The sequence below is a fragment of the Mesorhizobium sp. WSM1293 genome (genome assembly GCF_000513875.1).
Taxonomy (GTDB): Bacteria; Pseudomonadota; Alphaproteobacteria; order Rhizobiales; family Rhizobiaceae; genus Mesorhizobium; species Mesorhizobium ciceri.
This window is the reverse complement of sequence record NZ_AZUV01000001.1, coordinates 58,540-80,532: the sequence shown is the minus strand read 5'-3', so window position 1 is coordinate 80,532 and position 21,993 is coordinate 58,540. Positions and strand designations below refer to the sequence as shown.

Sequence of the window (21,993 nt, the reverse complement as noted above, 5' to 3'; positions counted from 1 at the left end):
GCTGTTTCGAATAGAAGAAAAAAAGCAATTTGCGGGCCGTCTGACCTCCAGTCCGGCCCGCCGGCTCAGCCCGTTCCGAAAGGAGCGGGCTTTTTCAGTTCCGGTGCGACGCGCCAGTCTTCAAGCTTCAAAGATGGTCGCGCAGAGTGTCGGCGATCATGACGCCAAGGCTGCTGGCCTTGACGCCGAGAAGCGTCTCCGCGTCGGAGGAATCGACCAGCAAGGGTTTGTCGAAGAGGTAGCTCATCTCGATAAGCTCATGCATGCCCAATGCTTCCATTTCGGAGATGGAATAGGAGCGTGTTCCTGGAATTTCACGGTGAAGCATTGCCGCGGTCGCCCGGATGAGTTCCCGGGATGGGGCGTGTTGCGATGGAACATGGAACGCCCGTCCCCATTCGCCCGTGTAGCGCGAGGCAGCGACCAGTGTCCTGGCCACGTCCTTCGTGAAGGACCAGGCGTGAGTTGCGTCGAGGTTTCCGATGAAAGCCGTCGGTTTCCCTTCGATTATGGAGGGCAGCGCGACCAGTGAGAAAGAGCTGATCGCGCCATGTCCAAGATAATCGCTGGACCGCACTTCGACGGCCGGCACGTCCGCACGGACGGCCCGCTGCCACATGATCGTCCGTGCGGTTCCTTTCTTCGAAGTCGGATCCAGAGACAGGTCGGAGTGAAGCGGGCTTTCGGCATCTTTGCCATAGCCATAGAGATTTCCGAGCACCACAAGCTTCGCGCCGACCGCTTCGGCAGCCCGCACGGTGCCGTCGATGATTGGGAAGAAGTCGGTCGGCCAGCGGTGATAGGCGGCCATGGCGCACATGAAGATCGCGTCGGCGTTTCGGCTGATACGCGCCAGTTCCGCGGCATTGGTGGCGTCGGAGTGCACGGTCCGGACGTTTTGCAGCGCGTTCGAACCGACACTCCGGCTCGTCAAGACAACATCATGGCCTTCTTCGCCCAGAAGCCGCGCGGTCTCGCGACCAACCGGGCCTGCTCCCACAACAACATAGAAACTCATGGCATAACCTCTCATCCAAGTTTTATGGAGAGGCGTAGGTACATAGCCACGGCATTGAAAATCGCGCGGGAATTGCCAAGTCTTGAACAGGTTTTGCCATGAATCGAGAAAGCATGCTCTCGCAAGTCGCCCCGGCCCGATCCCCGTCCGACGTAACATTGGCCTCCCGGCATGTCGAAGCCGGGGTCCATCGTCTGCTCCGGGCGCCACACCATCGCATCATGGTGCATGCAAGTGCCGCGACGCGCTCCTACTGCCATGAGGTTGGACGATATTTCGTCAGGCGCGCCGGCCATATCGACCTGGTGCCCGCCGGTCAGGAGGGTGGGTTCGAGGCTGAGACCCCGTTCGACACGATCGAGATCGCCTTACAACCGGCCTTGATGGAAAGGGTGGCAGCCGAACTTGGCGGCAAGGCGCGCGCATTGCCGCTCGGCACACGTCACCTGCTTCGTGACCAGCGCATCGAACACCTCGCGCGAGCACTGGAGAGCGATCTCAATGCGAGTTCGCCGAGTGGGTCGTTGTTTGTCGACAGCATCGGCGCCGCGCTCGCTGTGAGGCTGCTTGGCCTCGATGAACCTGATATCGATCGCGCGAGCCGATTGTCGGATACTCAGCTCAAGCGCGTGCTGGAGCATATCGAGGTTGCGCTGCACGAACCCCTGTCGATCCATCGACTGAGCCGGGTTGCCGGCGCCAGCAGTTCGCACTTGCGGACATGGTTCAAGGCGGCGACGGGCTTCACCCTGCACCGCTACGTGCTACGGCGTCGCGTCGAACGCGCACGCGTCCTGCTGCAGCAAGGCGATCTCAGCACAAGCGAAGTGGCGGAATTGACGGGCTTCGCGCACCAGTCACATCTGGCGCATTGGATGCGGCGTGAGATCGGCCAAACGCCGCGTGATTTGCGGCGGTCGCAGCCGCCCAAATGATCTTGTCATCGGATGGCGTTGGCGACGCTATCCAACGCATCAGTCCTTCAGCGGTTTGCCGAGCCGGCCAGCCAAATCCTGGGTGAACTGCCAGGCGACGCGGCCCGAGCGGCTGCCGCGCGTCGTCGCCCATTCCAATGCTTCGGCGCGCAGCGTGTCGGGATCGATTGTCAGCCCGTGATGGCGGACATAGCCGTCGATCATGTCGAGATACTCGTCCTGCGAACATTTGTGGAAACCGAGCCACAGCCCGAAGCGGTCGGACAGCGACACCTTTTCCTCGACCGCTTCGGACGGGTTGATCGCGGTCGAGCGTTCATTGTCGATCATGTCGCGGGGCAACAGATGGCGGCGGTTCGAGGTGGCGTAGAAGATGACATTGGCTGGACGGCCCTCGACGCCGCCTTCGAGCGCTGCCTTGAGCGATTTGTAGGAGGTGTCGTCATGGTCGAAGGAGAGGTCGTCGCAAAACAGGATGAAGCGGAAGGGCGCCGCCTTCAGCAGACCCATCAGCTTCGGCAGCGTGTCGATGTCCTCGCGGTGGATCTCGATCAGCTTCAACGGCAGGTCGGACCTGGCCTTGGCGTTGATCTCAGCATGCACGGCCTTGACCAGCGACGATTTGCCCATGCCGCGCGCGCCCCACAACAACACATTGTTGGCTGGGTAACCGGCAGCGAAGCGTTCGGTGTTGTCGACAAGGATGTCGCGGACGCGGTCGACGCCACGGATCAGTCCGATGTCGACGCGGTTAACCCTGTGCACCGGTTCCAGATAGCCCGGATCGGCCTGCCAAACGAAGCAATCGGCCTCGCGGAGGTCGGTTTGGGGCACCGGCGGCGGGGCAAGGCGGCTCACCGCTTCGATCAGCTGGTCGAGTTTCTGGTTCAGGGCCTCAATGCTGCTGTCGGTCATGTCTGTCTTTTGTTTTCGCGTTTTTGATGTCTTGGGGCGTGAAGCTGCCCGATTTCGCCTGATACAAAACCGGTTGCAACCTTTTGTTCGAGCATAATTTTTTGCGGAAACCGGCTCGCGCTTTTTGCGATCCTGCTCTAACACGGCTCAACAGGCCGGAAAAGCAGCCGATTTGGCCGGCCGCGCAGTTGCATTGACAACTTTACCGACTATATTCCGGCCAAATTTCAAGGGGCCGCCAGATTGGCGGCTGTTTTCAAAATTCAGGAGTACCTCGATGTTCGTGACACCGGCATACGCCCAAGGCGTCGGCGCTTCTCCCGACATGTTCATCAGCATTTTGCCGTTTGTCCTGATTTTCGTGATCATGTATTTTCTGATCATCCGGCCGCAGCGCACGCAGCTGAAGAAGCGCGGCGAGATGCTGGCCGCGGTCCGTCGCGGCGACACGGTCGTTACCGGCGGCGGCTTCGTCGGCAAGGTGACCAAGGTGATCGACGACAACGAGCTCGAGATCGACCTTGGCGGCGGCACCAAGGTGACCGCGCTGCGTTCGACGATCGCCGATGTGCGCGTCAAGGGCGAGCCGGTGGCCAACCAGAACGCCAAGAAATAATCCAATTTTAGGCGGAGCGATCCGCGGACACGCTCTGACGGACGACGCCATATGTTGTATTTCTCGCGCTTCAAGATGATCCTGATCTGGGTGGCCGTGGCCATCACGGTGATCCTCGCCGCGCCCAACCTGTTCTCCGCCAGCACGCTGGCGCAACTGCCCAACTGGGTGCCGAAGCGGCAGATGACGCTCGGCCTCGACCTGCAGGGTGGTTCGCACATCTTGCTGGAAATGAACCAGAACGATCTGATCAAGGACCGGCTGGAGACGACGCGCGACGAAATCCGCACGCTGCTGCGCGACGCCAAGATTGGCTATACCGGCCTTGCCGGCACCGGGCGGACCCTGCAGGTTCGCATTACCGATCCCGCCCAGATCGATGCGGCCAAGAAGGCGTTGAAGACGTTGACCGATCCGGTCGCTGCCGGCCTGTTCACCGGCGGCTCGATCCAGGAAATGACGCTCGACGATTCCGAACCCGGCCTGCTCAAGTTCAACGTCACCGACGCCGGCATCAAATACCGCACATCGACCGCGCTGACGCAGTCGATCGAGGTGGTCGAACGCCGCGTCAACGAACTCGGCACGACCGAACCCATCGTGCAGCGGCAGGGCGACGACCGTATCCTTGTCCAGGTGCCGGGTCTTCAGGACCCGCAAAGGCTGAAGGAAATCCTCGGCCAGACCGCCAAGCTGACCTTCCAGATGGTCGACCAGTCGATGCCGGTGCAGGACGCGCTCAACGGCCGTCCGCCTGCCGGCTCGTCGGTGCTGTATTCGCAGGACGATCCGCCGGTTCCGTATCTGATCGAGAACCGCGTCATCGTCTCGGGCGAAAACCTCGTTGACGCACAGGCGACATACAATTCGCAGAACAACGAGCCGGTGGTGTCGTTCCGCTTCGATTCGAAAGGGGCGGCGCGCTTCGGCCAGGCCACGGCGCAAAATGTCGGCAAGCTGTTCGCCATCATCCTCGACAACCAGGTGATTTCGGCGCCGCAGATCCGCGAGCCGATCCTCGGCGGCACCGGCCAGATCTCCGGCAATTTCACCGCCCAGAGCGCCAACGATCTCGCCGTGCTGCTGCGCGCCGGCGCACTGCCGGCGACGTTGACGGTGATCGAAGAACGTACAGTGGGTCCGGGCCTTGGCCAGGATTCGATCCATGCCGGCAAGGTCGCCGGCATCATCGGTTCTATCCTCGTCGTTGCCTTCATGTTCGTCGCCTACGGCTTCCTCGGCTTCCTCGCCAACATCGCGCTGGCGGTGCACGTGGCGATGATCGTCGGCGTGCTCTCGCTGCTTGGCGCGACGCTGACCTTGCCTGGTATCGCCGGTATCGTGCTGACCATCGGCATGGCGGTCGATTCCAACGTGCTGATCTACGAGCGCATCCGCGAGGAGCGGCGCGCCGGCCGCTCGGTCATCCAGGCGATCGATACCGGTTTCACCAAGGCGCTGGCGACCATCGTCGATTCCAACATCACCTCCCTGATCGCCACCGTGGTGCTGTTCTATCTCGGTACCGGTCCGGTGAAGGGCTTTGCCATCACCTATGCCATCGGCATCCTGACGACCGTCTTCACCGCCTTCACCTTCACCCGTCTGCTGGTCTCGATCTGGCTGCGCCGGGCTCGCCCGAAGGAATTGCCGAAGGCGCCGGTGACCTTCGTTCCGCCCGGCACCAAGATCCCCTTCATGGGCATCCGTCGCTGGACGTTCACGCTGTCCAGCGCACTTTCGGTCCTGTCGGTGGTGCTGTTCATGACCGTCGGCATCAACTACGGCATCGATTTCAAGGGCGGTTCGCTGATCGAAGTGCAGGCCAAGAGCGGCAATGCCGATCTCGCCGACCTCCGCGCGCGGCTGACCGAACTCAACATCGGCGAAGTCCAGGTGCAGCAGTTCGGTACGCCGAACGACGTGCTGATCCGCGTCGGCACGCAGGATGGTGGCGAAAATGCCGAGCAGACCGTCATCGACAAGGTGCGCGGCGAGCTGCAGGATAATTACGATTTCCGCCGCGTCGAAGTGGTGGGACCGACCGTGTCCGGCGAGCTCGCCAAGCAAGGCACGATCGCCATGCTGATCGCGCTGCTCGGTATCCTGATCTATGTCTGGTTCCGCTTCGAATGGCAGTTCGCGGTCGGCGCCATCGTGGCGACGGTGCACGATGTGGTCATGACGCTCGGCTTCTTCGTCATCTCCGGGCTGGAGTTCAACCAGTCGTCACTGGCGGCGATCCTGACGATCATCGGCTATTCGCTGAACGATACGATCGTGGTCTATGACCGTGTCCGAGAGGATCTGCGAAAATACAAGCGCATGCCGCTGCCGCAACTCCTGAACAACGCCATCAACGAGACGCTGTCGAGAACGACGCTGACCTCGGTGACGACGATCCTGGCGCTGCTGGCGCTGGTTCTGTTCGGTGGCGAGGTGATCCGCTCGTTCACCATGGCCATGCTGTTCGGCGTGATCTTCGGCACCTATTCGTCGATCTTCATCGCCGCACCGCTGCTGATCCTGTTCAAGCTGCGGCCGCAGGCTTCAGCCGACGAGGAGAAGCCGGTCAATGGCGGCAAGGCGGTCGCGACCTGACGCGCCCCCCCGAAGAGGTTTAACGGTGACCAGCAAAGGCATCGTCATCCGCGAGGCGCATTTCCCGGGCCGCGCGCCGATCGAAGCCTACGGCAATGGCGGATTCCGCTTTGCCGACATGTCGCATCGCGGTTCGCTGCTCTGTCTGCCATCCGGCATCCATGGCTGGGAGCCGGTGGACCCCTTGGCGCTGACGGTGGCGGATTTTGACAGGCTGCTGTCCGAGGCCGACAAGATCGAGATCCTGCTGGTCGGCATGGGCAGGGATCTTCGGCCGTTGCCCGCTGCATTGCGGGCCGCGCTGAAGGCCGCCGGCATTGCATCCGACCCGATGTCGACGGGTGCCGCGGTGCGGACCTACAATGTCCTTCTGGCGGAAGAGCGCGCCGTGGCCGCCGCGCTCATTGCCGTCGATTGATATGCCTCGAAGCGCTGAAATCGTCATGGACGCGGTGCGTGCCGCCGACCATGATCGCTATCTGACCGCGCTCTACGCGCCGGACGGCAAGCGCGACGCGCTGTTTTCGCTCTACGCCTTCAACGCGGAGATATCAGGTATTCGCGATCGCATCCATGAGGCGCTACCGGGCGAGGTGCGGCTGCAATGGTGGCGCGATGTCATTGCCGCCGGCGGCGAGGCCGGCGCCGGCCATCCCACTGCCGAAGCCGTGAACGCTACGATAGCGACATTCGGCCTGCCGAAGCCGGCCTTCGAGAACATGCTCGATGCGCGCATCTTCGACCTCTACGACGACCCGATGCCGTCGCGCACCGATCTGGAAGGCTATTGCGGTGAGACGGCCGCAGCACTCATCCAGCTTGCGGCGATGGTGCTCGACCCCGGCGAGGCGCCGCGCTTTGCCGAACTGGCGGGCAGGGCAGGCTGCGCACAGGCGATGACCGGCCTGCTGCTGCTGTTGCCGCTGCACCGCCAGCGCGGACAATGTTTTGTCCCGGCCGACATTCTGGCGGCAGCGGGATCGTCGCCGGAAGAATTCGTCACCGGCGACGGCGGACCCGGCGCCAAACGCGCGGTGGCGGCGATGATGGCGCTGGCACGGGAACATCTTTCCGCCTTCGAGAGGGGCGCACCGGCTCTGCCGGTCTCGCTGCGTCCGGCATTCCTGCCACTTGCCCTGTCACGCGCCTATCTCGGCAAGATGGAGAATGGCTCGCCGCTCGAAGGCGTGGCGCGGCTCTCGGCCTTGCGCCGGCATTGGCTGTTGCTGCGCCGCGCGAGCAAGGGTTGGCCTGCTCTTTGACGTAAACGTCAACCGTGCTAAGAAGTCTCCGCGCCAAAACTGTCGCCATAGACGACAGGCCGGCCGGAGGAGATACCCATTCAATGAGCTTGCCTTTGCTGGTTGCGATCGTCGCCCTTGGCATCGCGCTGTCGGTTGCCGCGGTGCATTTCACTGGCGGCAGCAAGACGGCGACGCTCAGTGGCGCAGATCATGCGAAGAGCCGGTTCGCCGAGGATTTTCCCGACGAGATCGTGGCGGCAGTCCGCCTGACAGCAGATGCCGGGACCGCGTTCCTGGATATCGGGCGAGGGCGCTTCGGGATCGTTCACAGCGTAGGCGACTGCTTCTTGACCCGCATCGTCACGCCTCAAGATGTCACGATTTTGGACGCTGGAGACGGGAATACGGTCTCGCTGCGGCTCGCCGATTTCACCTGGAAGGGCGGCCGCTTCCGCTTTGCCAGCGCAACGGATGCGCAAGGCTTGCTGAAGGCGCTTGAGCCGCAGAGTTTCGGCGGGGAGGCGGCATGATGGACGACTACAATTTTCCGCAGGTCACCCAACTGGCCATCCCGTTCTTCGTTGTCGCGATCCTGATCGAGCTTTGGTTGGTGCGCACCGGCCGTGCCAAGGGTTCGTTCGAAACGCGCGACACATTGACCAGCCTTATGATGGGCACCGGCAATGTCGTTGCCGGGCTGCTGCTTGGCGTCGTGTCCTACTGGGCGTTGCTGTGGCTCTGGCAGTTCCGCGTCTTCAATCTCGGCCTGTCGATCTGGGTCTTTCTGGTGGCCTTCCTGCTCGATGATCTGCGCTACTATTTCTATCACCGCATCGCGCACCGGGTGCGCTGGGTTTGGGCCGAACACGTCAACCACCATTCCAGCCAGCACTACAATCTGTCGACAGCGCTCAGGCAAAGCTGGACCGGGCTGTTCACCTTCATGTTCGTTTTGCAGGCGCCGCTGGTGCTGCTTGGCTTTCATCCGGCGGTCATTGCCTTCACCTTCGGCTTCAACCTCGTCTGGCAGTTCTGGATCCACACCGAGACGATCGGCAAGATGTGGGGCTGGTTCGAGTTCATCTTCAACACGCCGTCACACCACCGCGTCCATCACGCCACCAATCCGCGCTATCTCGACGCCAATTATGCCGGCACGCTGATCATCTGGGACCGCATGTTCGGCACCTTCGTCGGGGAACTGGAAGAAGACCGGCCGCGCTACGGCATTGTCAGGAATCTCGGCACCTTCAATCCGCTGAAAGTGGCATTCCATGAATGGATCGGCATGTTCAGGGATGCCTTTGCGCCCGGTCTGACCTTGAGCGATCGCCTGAACTATCTGATCAAGCCTCCCGGCTGGAGCCATGACGGCTCGCGCGAAACTTCAGAGAGTCTGAAGGCGGCGTATGTCAGGCGAAATCCTGATGAGGCCGGCAAGCCTGGGTTGCCGATGGCTGGTGTCGAGCCGGCTGAATGATATCGCCTCAGGATGGTTCGTTCGACCCGCCGTCGCGCATCCGCGTCTCATAGTCGCGACCGCCATAGAAGATGTTGACGATGCGGATGACATCGTTCTCGATCAGGTGGTGATGACGGCGGAATGCTCGGAATGGGACGGGTCGTAATCCCCGAACGATATCGTCGCGCGAGCGACCGCCACGAGGCGCATTGCCGATACTCTGGCAGCGCTCTTCTATCCGATCCACGAAACCGTTGGCGATGTTTTCGCTGCCGCTGCTCTCAAGGATGTAGGCGCCAATTGCTTCAAGATCGGAGATCGCGCTTTCGCTAAGAACGACGGCGGGACGCTGGATCATCGCTCTCTCTCGCCAGTTGCGAAATCCGGCTCTTTACCCGGTCGATCGCCTCATCGAGCGGAACAGCGGGTCTTTTGTCTTCGATCGACGCCTTCACCCGCGCCCTGATGGACGCCATGCGTTCAGCGTGCTCTTCCTCCTCGCGCTGGAAGGCAGGGCGGCGCGGATGACTTCACTGGCCGAACCGAAGGAGCCGTCTTCGACTTTGTCCCGGATCATGGGGTCCAATCAGAACGCGAAGCTGTTTATTCCGCCGCTTCGGCCGTTTCCGGTTGCGCCGGAAGTCCCAGCCAGTGCCGGCAATCGGCGCGTGCGCGCGATGTGATGGCGTGCCGCTTGGCAACGGTCTTGTCCTTGCCGCGCATGCGTTTGCCCTCGGCCTTCGGAGCTTCGACGGGTGGGAACAGGCCGAAATTGACATTCATCGGCTGGAATGAACGCTTTCCCGGCTCGTCATCGGAGACAATATGACCGCCGGTGATGTGGTTGAGCAGAGCGCCGAAGGCCGTGGTCAGCGGCGGCAGGGACGGAGCAAGGCCGAGCCGCTCCGCTGCGGCGAAGCGGCCGGCGAGCAGGCCGATGGCCGCACTTTCGACATAGCCTTCGCAGCCGGTGATCTGGCCGGCGAAACGCAGGCCGGGCCGCGACTTCAGTTGCAGCGAAGCGTCGAGCAAGGTCGGCGAGTTGATGTAGGTGTTGCGGTGCAGGCCGCCGAGACGGGCGAAATCGGCGTTTTCGAGACCCGGTATAGTGCGGAAGATGCGCACCTGCTCGGCATGCTTCAACTTGGTCTGGAAACCGACCATGTTGTAGAGCGTGCCCAGCGCATTGTCCTGCCGCAACTGGACGACGGCATAGGCCTTTACCGTCGGATTGTGGGCATTGGTCAGCCCCATCGGCTTCATAGGCCCGTAGCGTAGCGTCTCGACACCGCGCTCGGCCATGATTTCGATCGGCAGGCAGCCGTCGAAATAGGGCGTGCCTTCCCATTGCTTGAATTCGGTTTTCTGGCCGTCGACCAGCGCTTGCACGAAGGCAAGGTACTGGTCCTTGTCCATCGGACAATTGATGTAGTCCTTGCCGGTGCCGCCTGGCCCGACCTTGTCGTAGCGCGACTGGAACCAGCAGGTATTCATGTCGATCGTGTCGAAATGGATGATCGGCGCAATGGCGTCGAAGAAGGCGAGCGCATCGGCGCCGGTCGCTTCCGCGATCGACTGGGCAAGCCCGGGGGCGGTCAACGGACCCGTGGCAACGATCGCCTGGTCCCAATCCGTCGGCGGCAGACCAGGCACTTCCTCGCGCCGGATGGTGATCAGCGGGTGTGCTTCGAGTTTTTTCGTCACGGCATCGGCGAATCCGTCGCGATCGACGGCCAGCGCGCCGCCGGCCGGAACCTGGTTGGCGTCGCCGGCGCTCATGATCAACGAGCCGGCCAGCCGCATTTCGGCGTGCAACAGGCCGACCGCGTTGTTGTCGGCGTCGTCGGAGCGGAAGGAATTGGAACAGACGAGCTCGGCCAGGCTATCGGTCTTGTGCGCATCGGTGCCACGAACGGGCCGCATTTCATGCAGGATGACGGGCACGCCGGCTTGCGCTGCCTGCCAGGCGGCTTCGGAACCGGCGAGGCCGCCGCCGATGATGTGGATTGGGTTTTTGCTCATGAGCGCCGGAATAATCGCTTGGTGCGGCGATTGCAATTGCCGTGCGCGGTGCGGGGCAAACAGCTGCTGATGGGAGCGCCTCCTGAAAACAACAACACCCGCCGGGGGAGGAGGTCCGGCGGGTGTCGTTTTTGGGGTCGACCTTCGGGAGGAGGTGAAGGCCGGCCATATTCGTCATCGCCGGGGAGGAGGTCGGCTTTGACGAAATTCCTTTCGCCATTTTTAAAAGGGGCGAAACCTCTGGAGCAAAATTCGTCTTGCCCCTGGGAAACAGCGCCCGCCGCGGGAGGAGGTGCGGCGGGCGCCGTTTTTGTGGCCGACCCTCGGGAGGAGGTGAAGGTCCGGCCGATTCGTCATCGCCGGGGAGGAGGTCGGCTTTGACGAAAACTCTTTCGCTGTTTGAAAAGGAGCGAAACCTTTGGGGCAAAATTCGATTTGCCGGGAAACAACGCCCGCCGCGGGAGGAGGTGCGGCGGGCGCCGTTTTGGTGGTCAACCCTTGGGAGGAGGTAAGGGGTGACCGTATTCGTCAAGGTCGGGGAGGAGGTCGACCCTGGCGAAATTCCGTCTAGATCGCCTGGCGGGCGATGATCTTGATTTCGTCGCGGACGATACCGAGATCATGCAGCTGGCGGTTCGAAAGGCGACCCAGCTCGGTAACCGTCTCGCGATAAACGCGCCAGTTACGATAGTTGCGGATCAGGTTCATTGTCGTTCTCTTTTTCAAAACTGGTTCGGACCATTCGCGGTCCGAAGAATTAGACCGCCTTGCGAGCGACGTAAGGAATGTCGCTGCGGCTGATGCCGAGGTCGGTCAGTTCACGGTTGCTCAGGCGGCTCAGCTCGGACACGGTGTCCCTGTAGCGGCGCCAGTTGCGGTAGTTGCGGATCAGGTTCATGGTAGTTCTCGTTTCGTCTTTCTTGCGGATCATTCCGTTTGTGTACGAACTATAAATAGGCGGACCCATATCGATTTAAAAGCGCTATGGCTGCATGGCAGCAATGCAAATTGTGCAATGCAGCATTAACGCGCGTTCACGGACCTGACACAAAGAAACCCGAATCGGAAAATGCCTTAGCGCCAACGGCTTGACCGGATCGGCTGCAAAAAAGACCAAACTGGGGGAGAAGCAGCATGGCGAGCTATTCGTCGCGGGTCAGGGCGGATATCGCGCGCTGGCAGCAGGCCGGCATGATCGACCCCGCGACGGCCGATTCGCTGGCGCGCGATGTCGAGGCCAACGAGCGCAAGTCGCTGAGCTTCGGCTCGATCCTGGCTATGATGGCCGCCTTGCTGTTCGGCGCTGCCATCCTGATTTTCGTCGCCGCCAATTGGGACGCGATCCCGAGGCTGGCGCGCGTGGCGGCGCTGTTTGCCGTCATCCTTGGCGGCTATGTCGGCGGCGCGGTGCTGAAGGCCCGCGACCATGCGGCAATCGGGGAAGCGCTGTGGATCGTGGCGGCCGCGGCTTTCGGCGGCTCGATCGCGCTGATCGGCCAGATGTATCATCTCTCGGGCGACGAGGCCTCGGCTCTGGTGACCTGGGGCGCCGGCACGGCGCTGGCGGCGGTTGCGCTGCGATCGAACCCGCTGACGGTGGCTTCGGTCGGCATCGCCGATGCCTGGCTGTTCCTCAAAGGCTTCGACTATTACAGCCGCAGCGATTTTCCGCACGGCTTCGTCGTGATGGCGATCGTGCTGTTTGCCGTCTCGTTCTGGACCCGCAGCCAGGCGGCGCGCCACCTGATTATCCTGTCGGTGCTGTTCTATCTTATGCTGCTGGTCACCAACCACGACACGCTGCAGGTGGCGATCCCGCTGGTCGTCGCCTCGGCGCTGCTGTTCGCGGCCTCGGTCTTCGCGCCTGGCCCGGTCGACCGGGTCGTGCAACTCGGCGGCCGCTTGCCCTTGCACGCGCTGCTCGGCTTCCTCACCGGCCTCGCAATGATCCAGTTCGAACTCGCCGACGAGAGCACCTACAACAGCGGTTTTGCCCTCGCTTCGGCGATCGCGCTGGCCGGTGTTGTCGCCGCGATCGTGCTGGCAGGACGGGGGAGCCGTGGGCTACGCTGGCTTGCCTATCTCGGCTTCGCCTTCGAACTCGCCATCATCTATGTCGTGACCCTGCAATCGATGCTCGATACGGCCGGTTTCTTCCTGGCCGCCGCGGTGCTGCTCGGCATCCTCGCGATCGTCATCATCCGCGTGGAAAAACGCATGAAGGGCCCAGACGCCAAGGGAGCCACGGCATGATCACCGGGAAAAGGCTTGTCATCTCGGCGCTGGTGGTGGCGCTCGTCCAGATAGGCTTCCTGAGCTGGATCATCGCCGGCCGGGCGGCGATCCTGCGCAACGGCAAGGAAGTGCTGCTGAAGATCGAACCCGTCGATCCGCGCGACCTCCTGCGCGGCGACTATATTATCCTGGGCTACGAGATTTCGCGCATACCGGTGAAAATGATCGCCAACATTCCGCCCGACAAATTTTCAAGCGACGATACGTCGATTGTGGTGCGCCTGAAGAAGGGCGCCGACGGCTATTGGCAGCCGACGGCCGCCTGGTTCGGCAAGGCGCCAACGATGGCAACCGCCGACGAGGCCGATATTCTAGGCCACATCGCCGAAGGCTGGGACCTTCGCGGCGAAGAGGCGACCATCGCGCCGGACTATGGCATCGAGCGCTTCTATCTGCCGGAAGGCGAGGGGATGGCGATCCAGAACGACATGCGGGTGCGGCCATTCGGCATCCGTCTTGCGCTCGCCGGCGACGGCACCGCGCAGATCAAGGCGCTGGTCGACGGCGACAAGACGCTGTTCGAGGAACCACTCTACTAGGTCCCTTATTTCCGATGGTGTGAAGCATGCCAGTTAGCCTGTCGACGCGTGACGACATCAACCTCGACACTGTCTTCCGCGTCGCCTGGAAGAAGGACACGGTGGAGATCAGCGAGAAGGCCTTGCAGCGCATCGCCGAATGCCGCGCCTCGTTTCTGAAGCTGATTGAATCCGATCCGCCACCGGTCATCTATGGCGTCACAACCGCCATGGGGGAATTGGCAAGCCGAAAGCTCGAACCTGACGAGCGTGATCGCCATGCGCGCATCAAGGCGTTTGCCGCCGCCACCTCGTTCGGCGATCCCTTGCCGGATCGCGTGGTCAGGGCGATCGTGCTTGCCCGTCTGACAAACTTCATCGAGGGCAACGCCGCCACCACGCCGCGCATCGCGCTAGCCGTGGCCGCGATGCTCGACGGTGAGCCGATGCCTGTCGTGCCGGCCTCCGGCCAGGGCGGCGCCGGTGAGATCCTGGCGCTCTATCCCTTGTTTGCAGAACTTTCGACGCGCTTCGACCTCGAGGTCAAGGAACGCGGCTCGCTCATCAACGGCTCGCCCTGCGCCGCCGCTTTGGTGGCCGACGCAGCGCTCGCGGGGCGCCGCCGCATCCGCATGGCGCAAAAAGTGTTCGCGCTGTCGATCGAAGCGTTTCGCGCGCCGCTCGAGCACTATGACGCGGCGCTCGACACGCTCTGGGGCGATGAGCATGAGACGGCTGCCCTGCAGGGATTGCGGGAGTTTCTGGTTGGCGCCGGCGATGGGCGACGCAACTATCAGGCGCCGGTCAGCTACCGCATCGTGCCGCGCGTCCTCGGCCAGGCGCATCGTGCGCTGGCGACGGCCGAGCGGGCGGCCAATGTGTCGCTGGCCTCGGTATCGGACAATCCCGTCTACATCCCGCCCGACGATGCACATCGGCTCGGCCGCTGCATCTCGACCGGCGGCTATCACAATGCGATGGCAACGCCGGCGCTGGACGATCTGGCGGCGATATGGGCCGACATCTGCCTGCTCTGCGACCGCCACGCCTCGAAGCTTCTGAACGGCAAGGTGTCGCTGCTGCCGGATCTGCTGATGACCGGACGTCACTCAGCCGACAGCGATGGCCATGGCAATGTCGGCTATGTGCCGATGGCGATCACCGGCTATCTCGAACAGGCCAAGCTGGCGGCGCAACGTACCTTCATTCCGGGCACGGAATCGGCTGGCGCGGGGCAGGACGACGTCGCTACGACGGCGTTCTTCGCATGGACCAAGGAAGCGACCGCCGGCCGCTGCGTCGATGCCGCCATGGCGATGCTGGCAATGATCGCCTCGCAGGCGCTGCACGTCACCGAACGGACGCCGCCGCCGGCACTGCGTTCCTTCGTCGATCAAATCAGAGCTATCGTGCCGCCTGTCGGCGCCGATCGCGTGCTGGGGCCGGAGCTTGCCAGGTTGGCGGAATGGTTCACTGAGAAAGTGTTCGAGGCGTAGAGATGCCGACAAGCGGTAGCCGGTGAAATTGGTGCACCTGAACGAACCTGCCGAGCTTCAGGTGGCCTGCCACCCGAAGCTCGAAGAGCGAAGGGTGGTGCGGACGACGGGAATCGAACCCGTACGATCAGAGATCGAGGGATTTTAAGTCCCTTGCGTCTACCAATTCCGCCACGTCCGCAGGCCAGCCCTTTTCAGACGCCAGACACAGGCCGTCAAGTCGTGTTGTTGAGCGTTCGCCGAACGTGCAAACAGACCGGGCGGCTTGATGATACTGGCGCGATCACGGAATTATCGGCGCGGCGGGTAGTGGTAGGATGCCTTGTGGTGGATTTGATCCGCCAAGGCCGGCGCCTCTCAGGCCCAACCCATTCCCCCCGCCCACTGGGAGCGTCGGCCACCCTTCCATGAAGAGAGCCCCTCAAGTGGTCGCCTGGGCCGGCAGCGTCGCGATTTTGGGCCTGGTCAGAACTTGTAGCTCAAATTGATCCCGACCGTATTCAGCTTCACGTTCTGATCGCGATCGTTAAAGGGTTCTGCCACCTCGTAGTGCTCGGAGCCGAAATCATAGTAGCGATACTGCGCGCCGACGACGAACTTGTCGGTCAGCGCGTAGTCGACGCCGGCACCCACGGTCCAGCCGACATTCGTGCGCGTGCTGTCGAACGCCGGACCCGCGACTTGCGATGTTTCGATGCCGGCAAAGGCGACGCCGCCAATGCCGTAGACCAGCAGGCGGTCCATGGCGTAACCCGCCTTGGCGTTGACCGACCCGAACCACTTGATGTCGGTGCCGAATGTGCTTCCCAGCGCCGATACCGTCGTGCCGCCGACCGAGGAATAGTTGAGGTCCGCCTCGGCGCCGAGCACCGCCTGGTCGAATTGCCACAGGCCGGCGACGTGGCCGCCGACAAAACCGCCGTCAATGTCGGGCGCGATGGAAAACGGCGCACCTTCTGTCACCGATACATCGGATTGGCCCCAGCCATAGCCGGCCTGCAGACCAGCGTAATAGCCCGTCCAGTCGAATCCGGGCGCGGTCATCGGCACGTCGACCGCCGGGTCGGCTGCAAAAGCCGGCACGGCCAGAACGGCAAGGAAACCGGCACTAGCGACCATCAATCGACGCATCGAACTCCCCGAAATGACGGTTCAGAAAGATCCTCGTCAGAAGGATAACCGTATTCGCCGCAATCGCAATCCCCCTGTCGCCGTACAGAATCCTCTATTTGGCATCGATGAAGTCCAGCACAGCCTGGCTATATTCATCCGGCGCTTGCAGCATGGCGAAATGACTGGCGTTGGGCAGGACGATCAGCTTCGCACCTGGGATGGCGGAGGCGATATAGTCGGTGTGTTCGCGCTTGATCGCCTCATCGTGGTCGCCGGCAACGATCGCCGTCGGCGTGGTTATCTGGGCAAGCTGTTCCTTGCTCCACGCCGGCTCGCTCTCCCACATGTGGCTCATCTGCGCCACGAAGGCGTCATACTGGTCCGGTGTTTTCGACATCTTCTTGTAGTCGCGGCCGGAGCGGTCGATGTAGGCGGCAAAGGTCTTGTTGGTCATCACGCCCGGATCAAGGCCGTCGGTGGTTACGTTGGCGGCTTGCGCGAACAGCCTTGTCAGCCGCTCCGGATGATGCAGTGCGATGTCGATACCGATGATGCCGCCATCGCTCCAGCCGACAAGCGCGGTCTTGTCGATCTTCAGGTGGTCGAGCAGCGCCAGATAGTCCGACGCCATCAAGTCGTAGCCATAGGGCCGCTCGGTGCGGGTGGAGCGGCCGTGGCCACGGCTGTCGGCGACGATCACCTTGTGCGTCTTGGAAAGCGTGGCCACCTGGCTGGCCCAGATGTCGCCGTGGCCGAGGCCGCCGTGGATGAGCAGCACCGGATCGCCCGCGCCGAAAACGGCGTAATACATCTGGATGCCATTCACCGGCGCGTATCCGCTCTGATCGGGTTTGGGCATGGCCGCTGGTTCCGGCAAGGTCTGCCAACGCTCCTCGGCCACGGCAGAAGTGGTCGACGCTGCGAACAGGATAACGATGGCGAACGCTTTCCAAAAACGAGTCATGTCTTCCCTCATATGGTTCGGTTCGCGGTCAGCATCGCCTTCCAGCCGGATTAGTCAACAAGCTCGCCCTGACGCGGTATGTCGGACCGACGGCTCTGGCGGCGCCCGCCGACATTTGCGAGACTGACGGCAACCGAGGAATCGCCAATGACGAAAGCAACGCCCGCAAAACCCAGACCGTGGACCGAGATGGCGACACATCTGGTCGATGTCGCCGTGGGGCGCAAACCCGCTGACCTGGTCGTGCGCAACGGCCGCTGGGTGAACGTTCATTCGGGCGAGATCATCGCCGGCACCGACATCGCCATTGCCGGCGGGCGCTTTGCCTATTGCGGGCCCAATGCCAGCCATGCAATCGGCCAGGGCACCAAGGTGGTCGATGCCGGCGGGCGTTATCTGGTGCCCGGCCTCTGCGACGCGCATATGCATGTCGAGAGCGGCATGGTGACGGTGACCGAGTTCTGCCGGGCCGTCATTCCGCACGGCACCACCTCGATGTTCATCGACCCGCACGAAATCGCCAATGTTCTGGGTCTGCCCGGCGTGCGGCTGATGCATGACGAAGCGGTCGCCATGCCCATCAACGTGCATGTGCAGATGCCGTCCTGCGTGCCTTCGGCGCCGGGGCTGGAACATGCCGGCGCCGAGCTGACGGTCGCCGATGTCGCGGAAGCGATGACCTGGGAGAACATTATCGGCCTGGGCGAAGTGATGAATTTCCCCGGCGTCGTCGCCAATGATCCGGTCATGTCGGGCGAGATCGCCGCGACTGTCAAGGCAGGCAAGACGGTCGGCGGCCACTATGCCTCGCGCGATCTCGGCCTGCCGTTCCACGGCTACGTCGCCGGCGGCCCCGAGGACGATCATGAGGGCACGCGCGCCGAGGACGCCATCGCCCGCGTGCGCCAGGGCATGAAGGCGATGCTGCGGCTGGGCTCGGCCTGGTACGACGTCGCCTCGCAGATCAAGGCGGTGACCGAGGGCGGCATCGACCCGCGCAACTTCATCCTGTGCACCGACGACAGCCATTCCGGCACGCTGGTCCAGGAAGGCCATATGGACCGCGTGGTGCGCCACGCCATCCAACAGGGATTGAAACCGGTGACGGCGATCCAGATGGCGACGCTCAATACCGCCCAGCATTTCAAACTGGAGCGCGAGATCGGCTCGATCGCGCCGGGCCGGCTGGCCGACCTGCTGATCGTCTCGGATCTCGCCGCAATGACCATCGACGAGGTCTATGCACGCGGCGTCAGGGTGGCCAAGGGCGGCAAGCTCGAAATCGACATTCCGGCCTATGATTACCCCCGGACGGCGAAGAACACCGTCAAGCTCGGCAAGAAGTTGAAGGGCGACGACTTCGATATCGCCGCCCCCAAGGGCGCCAACGAGGTTCGGGTGCGTGTCATCGGCGTCATCGAGAACCAGGCGCCGACGCGCGCGCTGGAGGCCGATCTGCCGGTCGAGGACGGGCTGGTCGCAATGGACCGCCGCAACGACATCTGCCAGATCGCGCTGGTCGAGCGTCACAGGGGCACGGGCGGCGTCACCAACGCCTTCGTTTCGGGCTTCGGCTATATGGGCGACTGCGCCATGGCGTCCAGCGTGGCGCATGACGCCCACCACATCATCTGCGTCGGCACCAACAAGCAGGACATGGCGCTGGCGGTAAACCGTCTGGGCGCGGTCGGTGGCGGCGTCGTGCTGTTCTCCAAGGGCAAGGAACTGGCGCTGGTCGAAATGCCGATCGCAGGCCTGATGTCGGACGAACGGGCGGAAATCGTCGCGGCCAAGGCCGAGAAGCTCACCGAGGCGATGCGCAAGATGGGCTGTTCGCTGAACAACGCCTACATGCAGCACTCGCTGCTGGCGCTGGTCGTCATTCCGGAGCTCAGGATCTCCGACGTCGGCCTGATCGATGTGACGACATTCCAGAAGGTCGATCTGTTCGTCTAGGATTGTTGCTATTCAGGCCATGCCGGCCTGCAAGTAGCGATTTTCTGCGCTTCCGGTGCTCACGTACTTAAGTACGCTCCGCTCCGGTTCTCGAATCTCAACAATCCTAGGGCCAATGCCGCCCGCTGGCTCACCCGCCGGTGGCGATGGTCAGCACCTTGAACGGCGTGGTGATGACGATCTCTGCGACCGAGCCGACGGCCTTGCCGAGGCCCTGGCCGAGATTGTTGAGCTGTGTCGGGTCGGGTTCGTCCGAGGCGAGGCCCGCCGGCGCCCGCAGCCGGTCGCCGAGCAGTTGCACCAGCATCGGGTTGTCGGCGAATTTGGCGTGGTTGAGGCGGTCGCCGCCCTTGGCCTGGGAAAGATCGACCACTGACACGCCATAGCTGGCGAGGTCTGCAGCGTTGCCGTAGTCGCCGACGCGCGGCTTGTCGCCCGAGATCAGGGACGAGAGCTTGAGAGCCCGGTCATCCGCAGAGAGCAGGATGGCGAACGGCTTGTCGGGTTTGCCGTAGCGGATCATCTGCTTCTTGAAGACGTCGACATCGATGTCGGGCGAGGCCAGGATGACATAGCCGAGCTTGCCGCCGAGATCCCGGTCGCCGGTGATGGCAAGCTGGCGCAGCGCCTCCATGGTCACCCAGGTTCCCATCGAATGGGCGATGATGTCGATGCTCTTGACCTTTGTCTTGGCCAGCATCCGGAGCGTCGCCTCGAGGTCGTCGCGCGCTGCGTTGGCGCTTTCCTTGTCGTAGATATAACCCGTGGTCTTGCCGCTCGAAGCCCAGGAGAACAGCACCGGGGTGCCGGGATATTTGGTGTCGTGGGCGATCTGCGTCAGCCGGTAGATGCCGTCGTCAAAACCGTTGTTGAAGCCGTGCACGAAAACCAGCGCACGGTCGCCGCGCATGGAAATGTCGGCGCCGACCGCTTTGGCGAACTGGGGCGCGCCCTCATAGAAAATGACGTCCTTGGCGGTAAAATCCTTGGCAGGATTGCTGTTTGCCGATCCCTTGGCCCGCTCGATGGCGCCGACCTGATGGCTTTTGGGAACGGTGACGTCGACACGGGCAAAGCTGGTGGTCAGCGAGCGATCGCCGTCGTAAACCTGTCGCGGCTCTTTTGTTGCCCTCTGGCGGGTGGTGGCGACGAAGATTTCATGCGTGGCCGCGATGTCGGATGCGGGCACCGAGACCGTCGTCCTGTTGAGCAGGTCGTGCGTTTTTCCGCCAGCGCAGCCGGTGACAGCGAGCGCCAATGCAACGACGAGGTAGCTCTTCGAACGCACGGTCACACGCAGGCTCCCGCAAAAGGGGACGTCAAACGCGTGACGTCGCTGGCTATTCCGATAAGGCCAGAGACCGGCGCGGTCCAGTTCAAAGTGAATCCATACGTCCGCGATGCCGGGCAGGCATGGCCGCGAGACCGCACCTATTGGCCAAGCAGGCTGATGCGGTCGGTGACATCACGGTCGCTGGCAAAGCCGTCATCCTCGCGCAGCCGCTGGCCGATCATCTTCACCAGCGTCGGATTGTCGGCGAACTTCGTATGGTTGAAGCTGTCCGATCCCTTGACCTTGGACAGGTCGACGACCGTCACGCCATAGGAGGCAAGATCGGCGGCATCCTTGTAGTCGCCGACACGCGGCCGCGAACCGGCGATCAGGCCGGAGAGCCGCAGCGCACGGTCGTCGTCCGATAACAGCAGGATGAACGGCTTGTCGGGCTTGCCATAGCGCCGCATCTGGCTCTTGAACACGTCGACATCGATGTCGGGCGAGGCCAGCACCACGTCGCCGAGCTTACCGCCGAGATCGCGATCGCCGGTGATGGCCATCTGGCGCAGCGTTTCCATGGTGACCCAGGTTCCGAGCGAATGTGCGACGATGTCGATGCGCCGCGCGCCGGACTGCTCCAGCATCCTGAGCGTCACTTCCAGTTGGTCGCGGGCAGCGCTGGCGCTCTCCTTGTCATAGACATAGTCGGTGGTCCTGGCGCCCGATGCCCAGGAAAACAGCACGGGCGTGCCGGGATAGCCGGAATCATGGACGATCTGGGTCAGGCGATAGACGGCGGCATCGAAGCCGGTGTTGTAGCCATGCACGAAGACCATGACGCGGCCGCCGCGCGCCGCGATGTCGGCGTTGAGCGCGCTGGAGAATTTCGGCTGCGTGTCGTAGCCGACGACCTCGGAGGCCATGAAATACTTGGCCGGGTCGTCCGACTTGCCGCGCGAGCGGCGCTCGATCTGGCCGGTCTTGTGAAGCCCCGGAACGGTGACGTTGACGCGGGCATAGTTCAGCGTCGCCGACCGTTCGCCGTCGAAAACCTTGTTGGGATCGTCGGATTTCTTGCGCGTCGTGGCGATGAAGATCGAGTGGTTGCCGGCGATCTCCGTCACCGGCGCGGACACCATGGCGCTGCCAAGCAATTCCTGTGTTTGCTGGCCGGCGCAGCCGGCGACGAACAAGGCCAGGACAACGGTAAAAATCTTCTTCAAAGGCACGCCTGAATTTCCAACTCCGGCCGAAAGGCCTGTCTATCCTCACGATACCTCCCGGACAGGCAGAGTGCGGCAGAACTAAGTCCTGTCGAGTCGAAATGTGATCGGCGCCCCGCTGCGGCCATCGCAGTGTTGCGCGAAAGCCAAAATGGCGGGAAACGGCTGCGTGATGTGCGCAATGAGCGGCGTCGCCGCCGGCCCTCCAATCCCCGCAGAGATAGCGATTTCATACCGCCCGATGCGAGGGGGCATGAGAATGCACCCGCAAGTAGCTGAAAATATTTCGCAAAATTTCCGCCCGGAAGGACGTAAATGATGGACGATGGCGCTGGGGAG

Annotated in this window: 22 protein-coding genes and 1 tRNA gene; 11 read left to right on the top strand and 12 right to left on the bottom strand. The window is 62.7% G+C overall.

What is annotated here, in order from left to right; genetic code table 11:
- Positions 1-127 precede the first annotated feature (127 nt).
- Complete coding sequence (locus M729_RS0100440) at positions 128-1,018, bottom strand: NAD-dependent epimerase/dehydratase family protein (RefSeq protein WP_027160426.1); 891 nt, start codon at positions 1,016-1,018, stop codon at positions 128-130.
- A gap of 98 nt (positions 1,019-1,116) precedes the next feature.
- Here M729_RS0100440 and M729_RS0100435 point away from each other — a divergent pair, with 98 nt between their 5' ends.
- The gene (locus M729_RS0100435; protein WP_027160425.1) at positions 1,117-1,953 is read left to right on the top strand and encodes a helix-turn-helix domain-containing protein; all 837 of its coding nucleotides are present in this window, start codon (positions 1,117-1,119) and stop codon (positions 1,951-1,953) included.
- A 39-nt stretch (positions 1,954-1,992) separates the two neighbouring features.
- Here the strand turns inward: M729_RS0100435 and M729_RS0100430 are convergent, their stop codons facing one another.
- A complete protein-coding gene (locus tag M729_RS0100430) occupies positions 1,993-2,868 on the bottom strand; it encodes an ATP-binding protein (protein WP_027160424.1) in 876 nt (291 codons plus the stop codon).
- 277 nt (positions 2,869-3,145) lie between these two features.
- On the opposite strand from M729_RS0100430, the gene yajC reads away from it, so the two are divergent.
- The 6 genes from yajC to M729_RS0100400 all read left to right on the top strand — a co-directional run bounded on the left by yajC (position 3,146) and on the right by M729_RS0100400 (position 8,809).
- Positions 3,146-3,484, top strand: a complete 339-nt coding sequence (gene yajC / locus M729_RS0100425; protein WP_008876289.1) for a preprotein translocase subunit YajC — start codon at positions 3,146-3,148, stop codon at positions 3,482-3,484.
- Positions 3,485-3,535: 51 nt separating this feature from the next.
- Positions 3,536-6,085, top strand: coding sequence for a protein translocase subunit SecDF (gene secDF / locus M729_RS0100420; protein ID WP_027160423.1), 2,550 nt, complete (start codon positions 3,536-3,538; stop codon positions 6,083-6,085).
- Positions 6,060-6,503: an Mth938-like domain-containing protein gene (locus M729_RS0100415; RefSeq protein ID WP_050596163.1), complete on the top strand. Its 444-nt coding sequence runs from the start codon at positions 6,060-6,062 to the stop codon at positions 6,501-6,503. Before secDF ends, M729_RS0100415 begins: the two co-directional genes overlap by 26 nt.
- A gap of 1 nt (position 6,504) precedes the next feature.
- A complete protein-coding gene (locus tag M729_RS0100410) occupies positions 6,505-7,347 on the top strand; it encodes a phytoene/squalene synthase family protein (RefSeq protein WP_027160421.1) in 843 nt (280 codons plus the stop codon).
- 83 nt (positions 7,348-7,430) lie between these two features.
- Entirely contained in the window at positions 7,431-7,859 is a 429-nt protein-coding gene (locus tag M729_RS0100405; protein WP_027160420.1) for a hypothetical protein, read from the top strand.
- Complete coding sequence (locus tag M729_RS0100400; protein WP_027160419.1) at positions 7,856-8,809, top strand: sterol desaturase family protein; 954 nt, start codon at positions 7,856-7,858, stop codon at positions 8,807-8,809. Before M729_RS0100405 ends, M729_RS0100400 begins: the two co-directional genes overlap by 4 nt.
- A gap of 7 nt (positions 8,810-8,816) precedes the next feature.
- Here M729_RS0100400 and M729_RS0100395 read toward each other — a convergent pair whose 3' ends face one another.
- From M729_RS0100395 to M729_RS1000000136750, 5 genes are all read right to left on the bottom strand, one after another.
- Entirely contained in the window at positions 8,817-9,149 is a 333-nt protein-coding gene (locus tag M729_RS0100395) for a type II toxin-antitoxin system RelE/ParE family toxin (RefSeq protein ID WP_027160418.1), read from the bottom strand.
- A gap of 93 nt (positions 9,150-9,242) precedes the next feature.
- The gene (locus M729_RS1000000139820) at positions 9,243-9,368 is read right to left on the bottom strand and encodes a type II toxin-antitoxin system ParD family antitoxin (RefSeq protein WP_224675324.1); all 126 of its coding nucleotides are present in this window, start codon (positions 9,366-9,368) and stop codon (positions 9,243-9,245) included.
- A gap of 26 nt (positions 9,369-9,394) precedes the next feature.
- On the bottom strand, positions 9,395-10,813 hold the full coding sequence (trmFO, locus tag M729_RS0100390) for a methylenetetrahydrofolate--tRNA-(uracil(54)-C(5))-methyltransferase (FADH(2)-oxidizing) TrmFO (protein WP_024503859.1): 1,419 nt from the start codon (positions 10,811-10,813) through the stop codon (positions 9,395-9,397).
- 567 nt (positions 10,814-11,380) lie between these two features.
- A complete protein-coding gene (locus M729_RS1000000136755; RefSeq protein WP_013531314.1) occupies positions 11,381-11,521 on the bottom strand; it encodes a DUF1127 domain-containing protein in 141 nt (46 codons plus the stop codon).
- 49 nt (positions 11,522-11,570) lie between these two features.
- Positions 11,571-11,711 carry a DUF1127 domain-containing protein gene (locus M729_RS1000000136750; protein WP_013531315.1) on the bottom strand — a complete coding sequence of 47 codons (141 nt, stop codon included), beginning with the start codon at positions 11,709-11,711 and terminating at the stop codon, positions 11,571-11,573.
- A gap of 236 nt (positions 11,712-11,947) precedes the next feature.
- Here M729_RS1000000136750 and M729_RS0100375 point away from each other — a divergent pair, with 236 nt between their 5' ends.
- From M729_RS0100375 to M729_RS0100365, 3 genes are read left to right on the top strand one after another with little or no spacing between them, the layout of a single operon-like run.
- Entirely contained in the window at positions 11,948-13,066 is a 1,119-nt protein-coding gene (locus tag M729_RS0100375; protein WP_024503860.1) for a DUF2157 domain-containing protein, read from the top strand.
- Positions 13,063-13,647, top strand: coding sequence for a GDYXXLXY domain-containing protein (locus M729_RS0100370; protein ID WP_027160417.1), 585 nt, complete (start codon positions 13,063-13,065; stop codon positions 13,645-13,647). Before M729_RS0100375 ends, M729_RS0100370 begins: the two co-directional genes overlap by 4 nt.
- A gap of 26 nt (positions 13,648-13,673) precedes the next feature.
- Positions 13,674-15,122, top strand: coding sequence for an aromatic amino acid lyase (locus tag M729_RS0100365; protein WP_027160416.1), 1,449 nt, complete (start codon positions 13,674-13,676; stop codon positions 15,120-15,122).
- A gap of 95 nt (positions 15,123-15,217) precedes the next feature.
- Here M729_RS0100365 and M729_RS0100360 read toward each other — a convergent pair.
- From M729_RS0100360 to M729_RS0100350, 3 genes are all read right to left on the bottom strand, one after another.
- Positions 15,218-15,303 (bottom strand) — tRNA-Leu (locus M729_RS0100360).
- 284 nt (positions 15,304-15,587) lie between these two features.
- A complete protein-coding gene (locus M729_RS0100355) occupies positions 15,588-16,253 on the bottom strand; it encodes an outer membrane protein (protein WP_027160415.1) in 666 nt (221 codons plus the stop codon).
- A gap of 94 nt (positions 16,254-16,347) precedes the next feature.
- Positions 16,348-17,199 carry an alpha/beta fold hydrolase gene (locus M729_RS0100350; protein ID WP_027160414.1) on the bottom strand — a complete coding sequence of 284 codons (852 nt, stop codon included), beginning with the start codon at positions 17,197-17,199 and terminating at the stop codon, positions 16,348-16,350.
- 147 nt (positions 17,200-17,346) lie between these two features.
- Here M729_RS0100350 and ade point away from each other — a divergent pair, with 147 nt between their 5' ends.
- Complete coding sequence (ade, locus tag M729_RS0100345; protein ID WP_027160413.1) at positions 17,347-19,155, top strand: adenine deaminase; 1,809 nt, start codon at positions 17,347-17,349, stop codon at positions 19,153-19,155.
- Positions 19,156-19,285: 130 nt separating this feature from the next.
- Here ade and M729_RS0100340 read toward each other — a convergent pair whose 3' ends face one another.
- Positions 19,286-20,449, bottom strand: coding sequence for an alpha/beta hydrolase (locus tag M729_RS0100340; protein ID WP_027160412.1), 1,164 nt, complete (start codon positions 20,447-20,449; stop codon positions 19,286-19,288).
- 137 nt (positions 20,450-20,586) lie between these two features.
- Positions 20,587-21,660, bottom strand: coding sequence for an alpha/beta hydrolase (locus tag M729_RS0100335; RefSeq protein ID WP_013531324.1), 1,074 nt, complete (start codon positions 21,658-21,660; stop codon positions 20,587-20,589).
- Between the last annotated feature and the right edge of the window lie 333 nt (positions 21,661-21,993).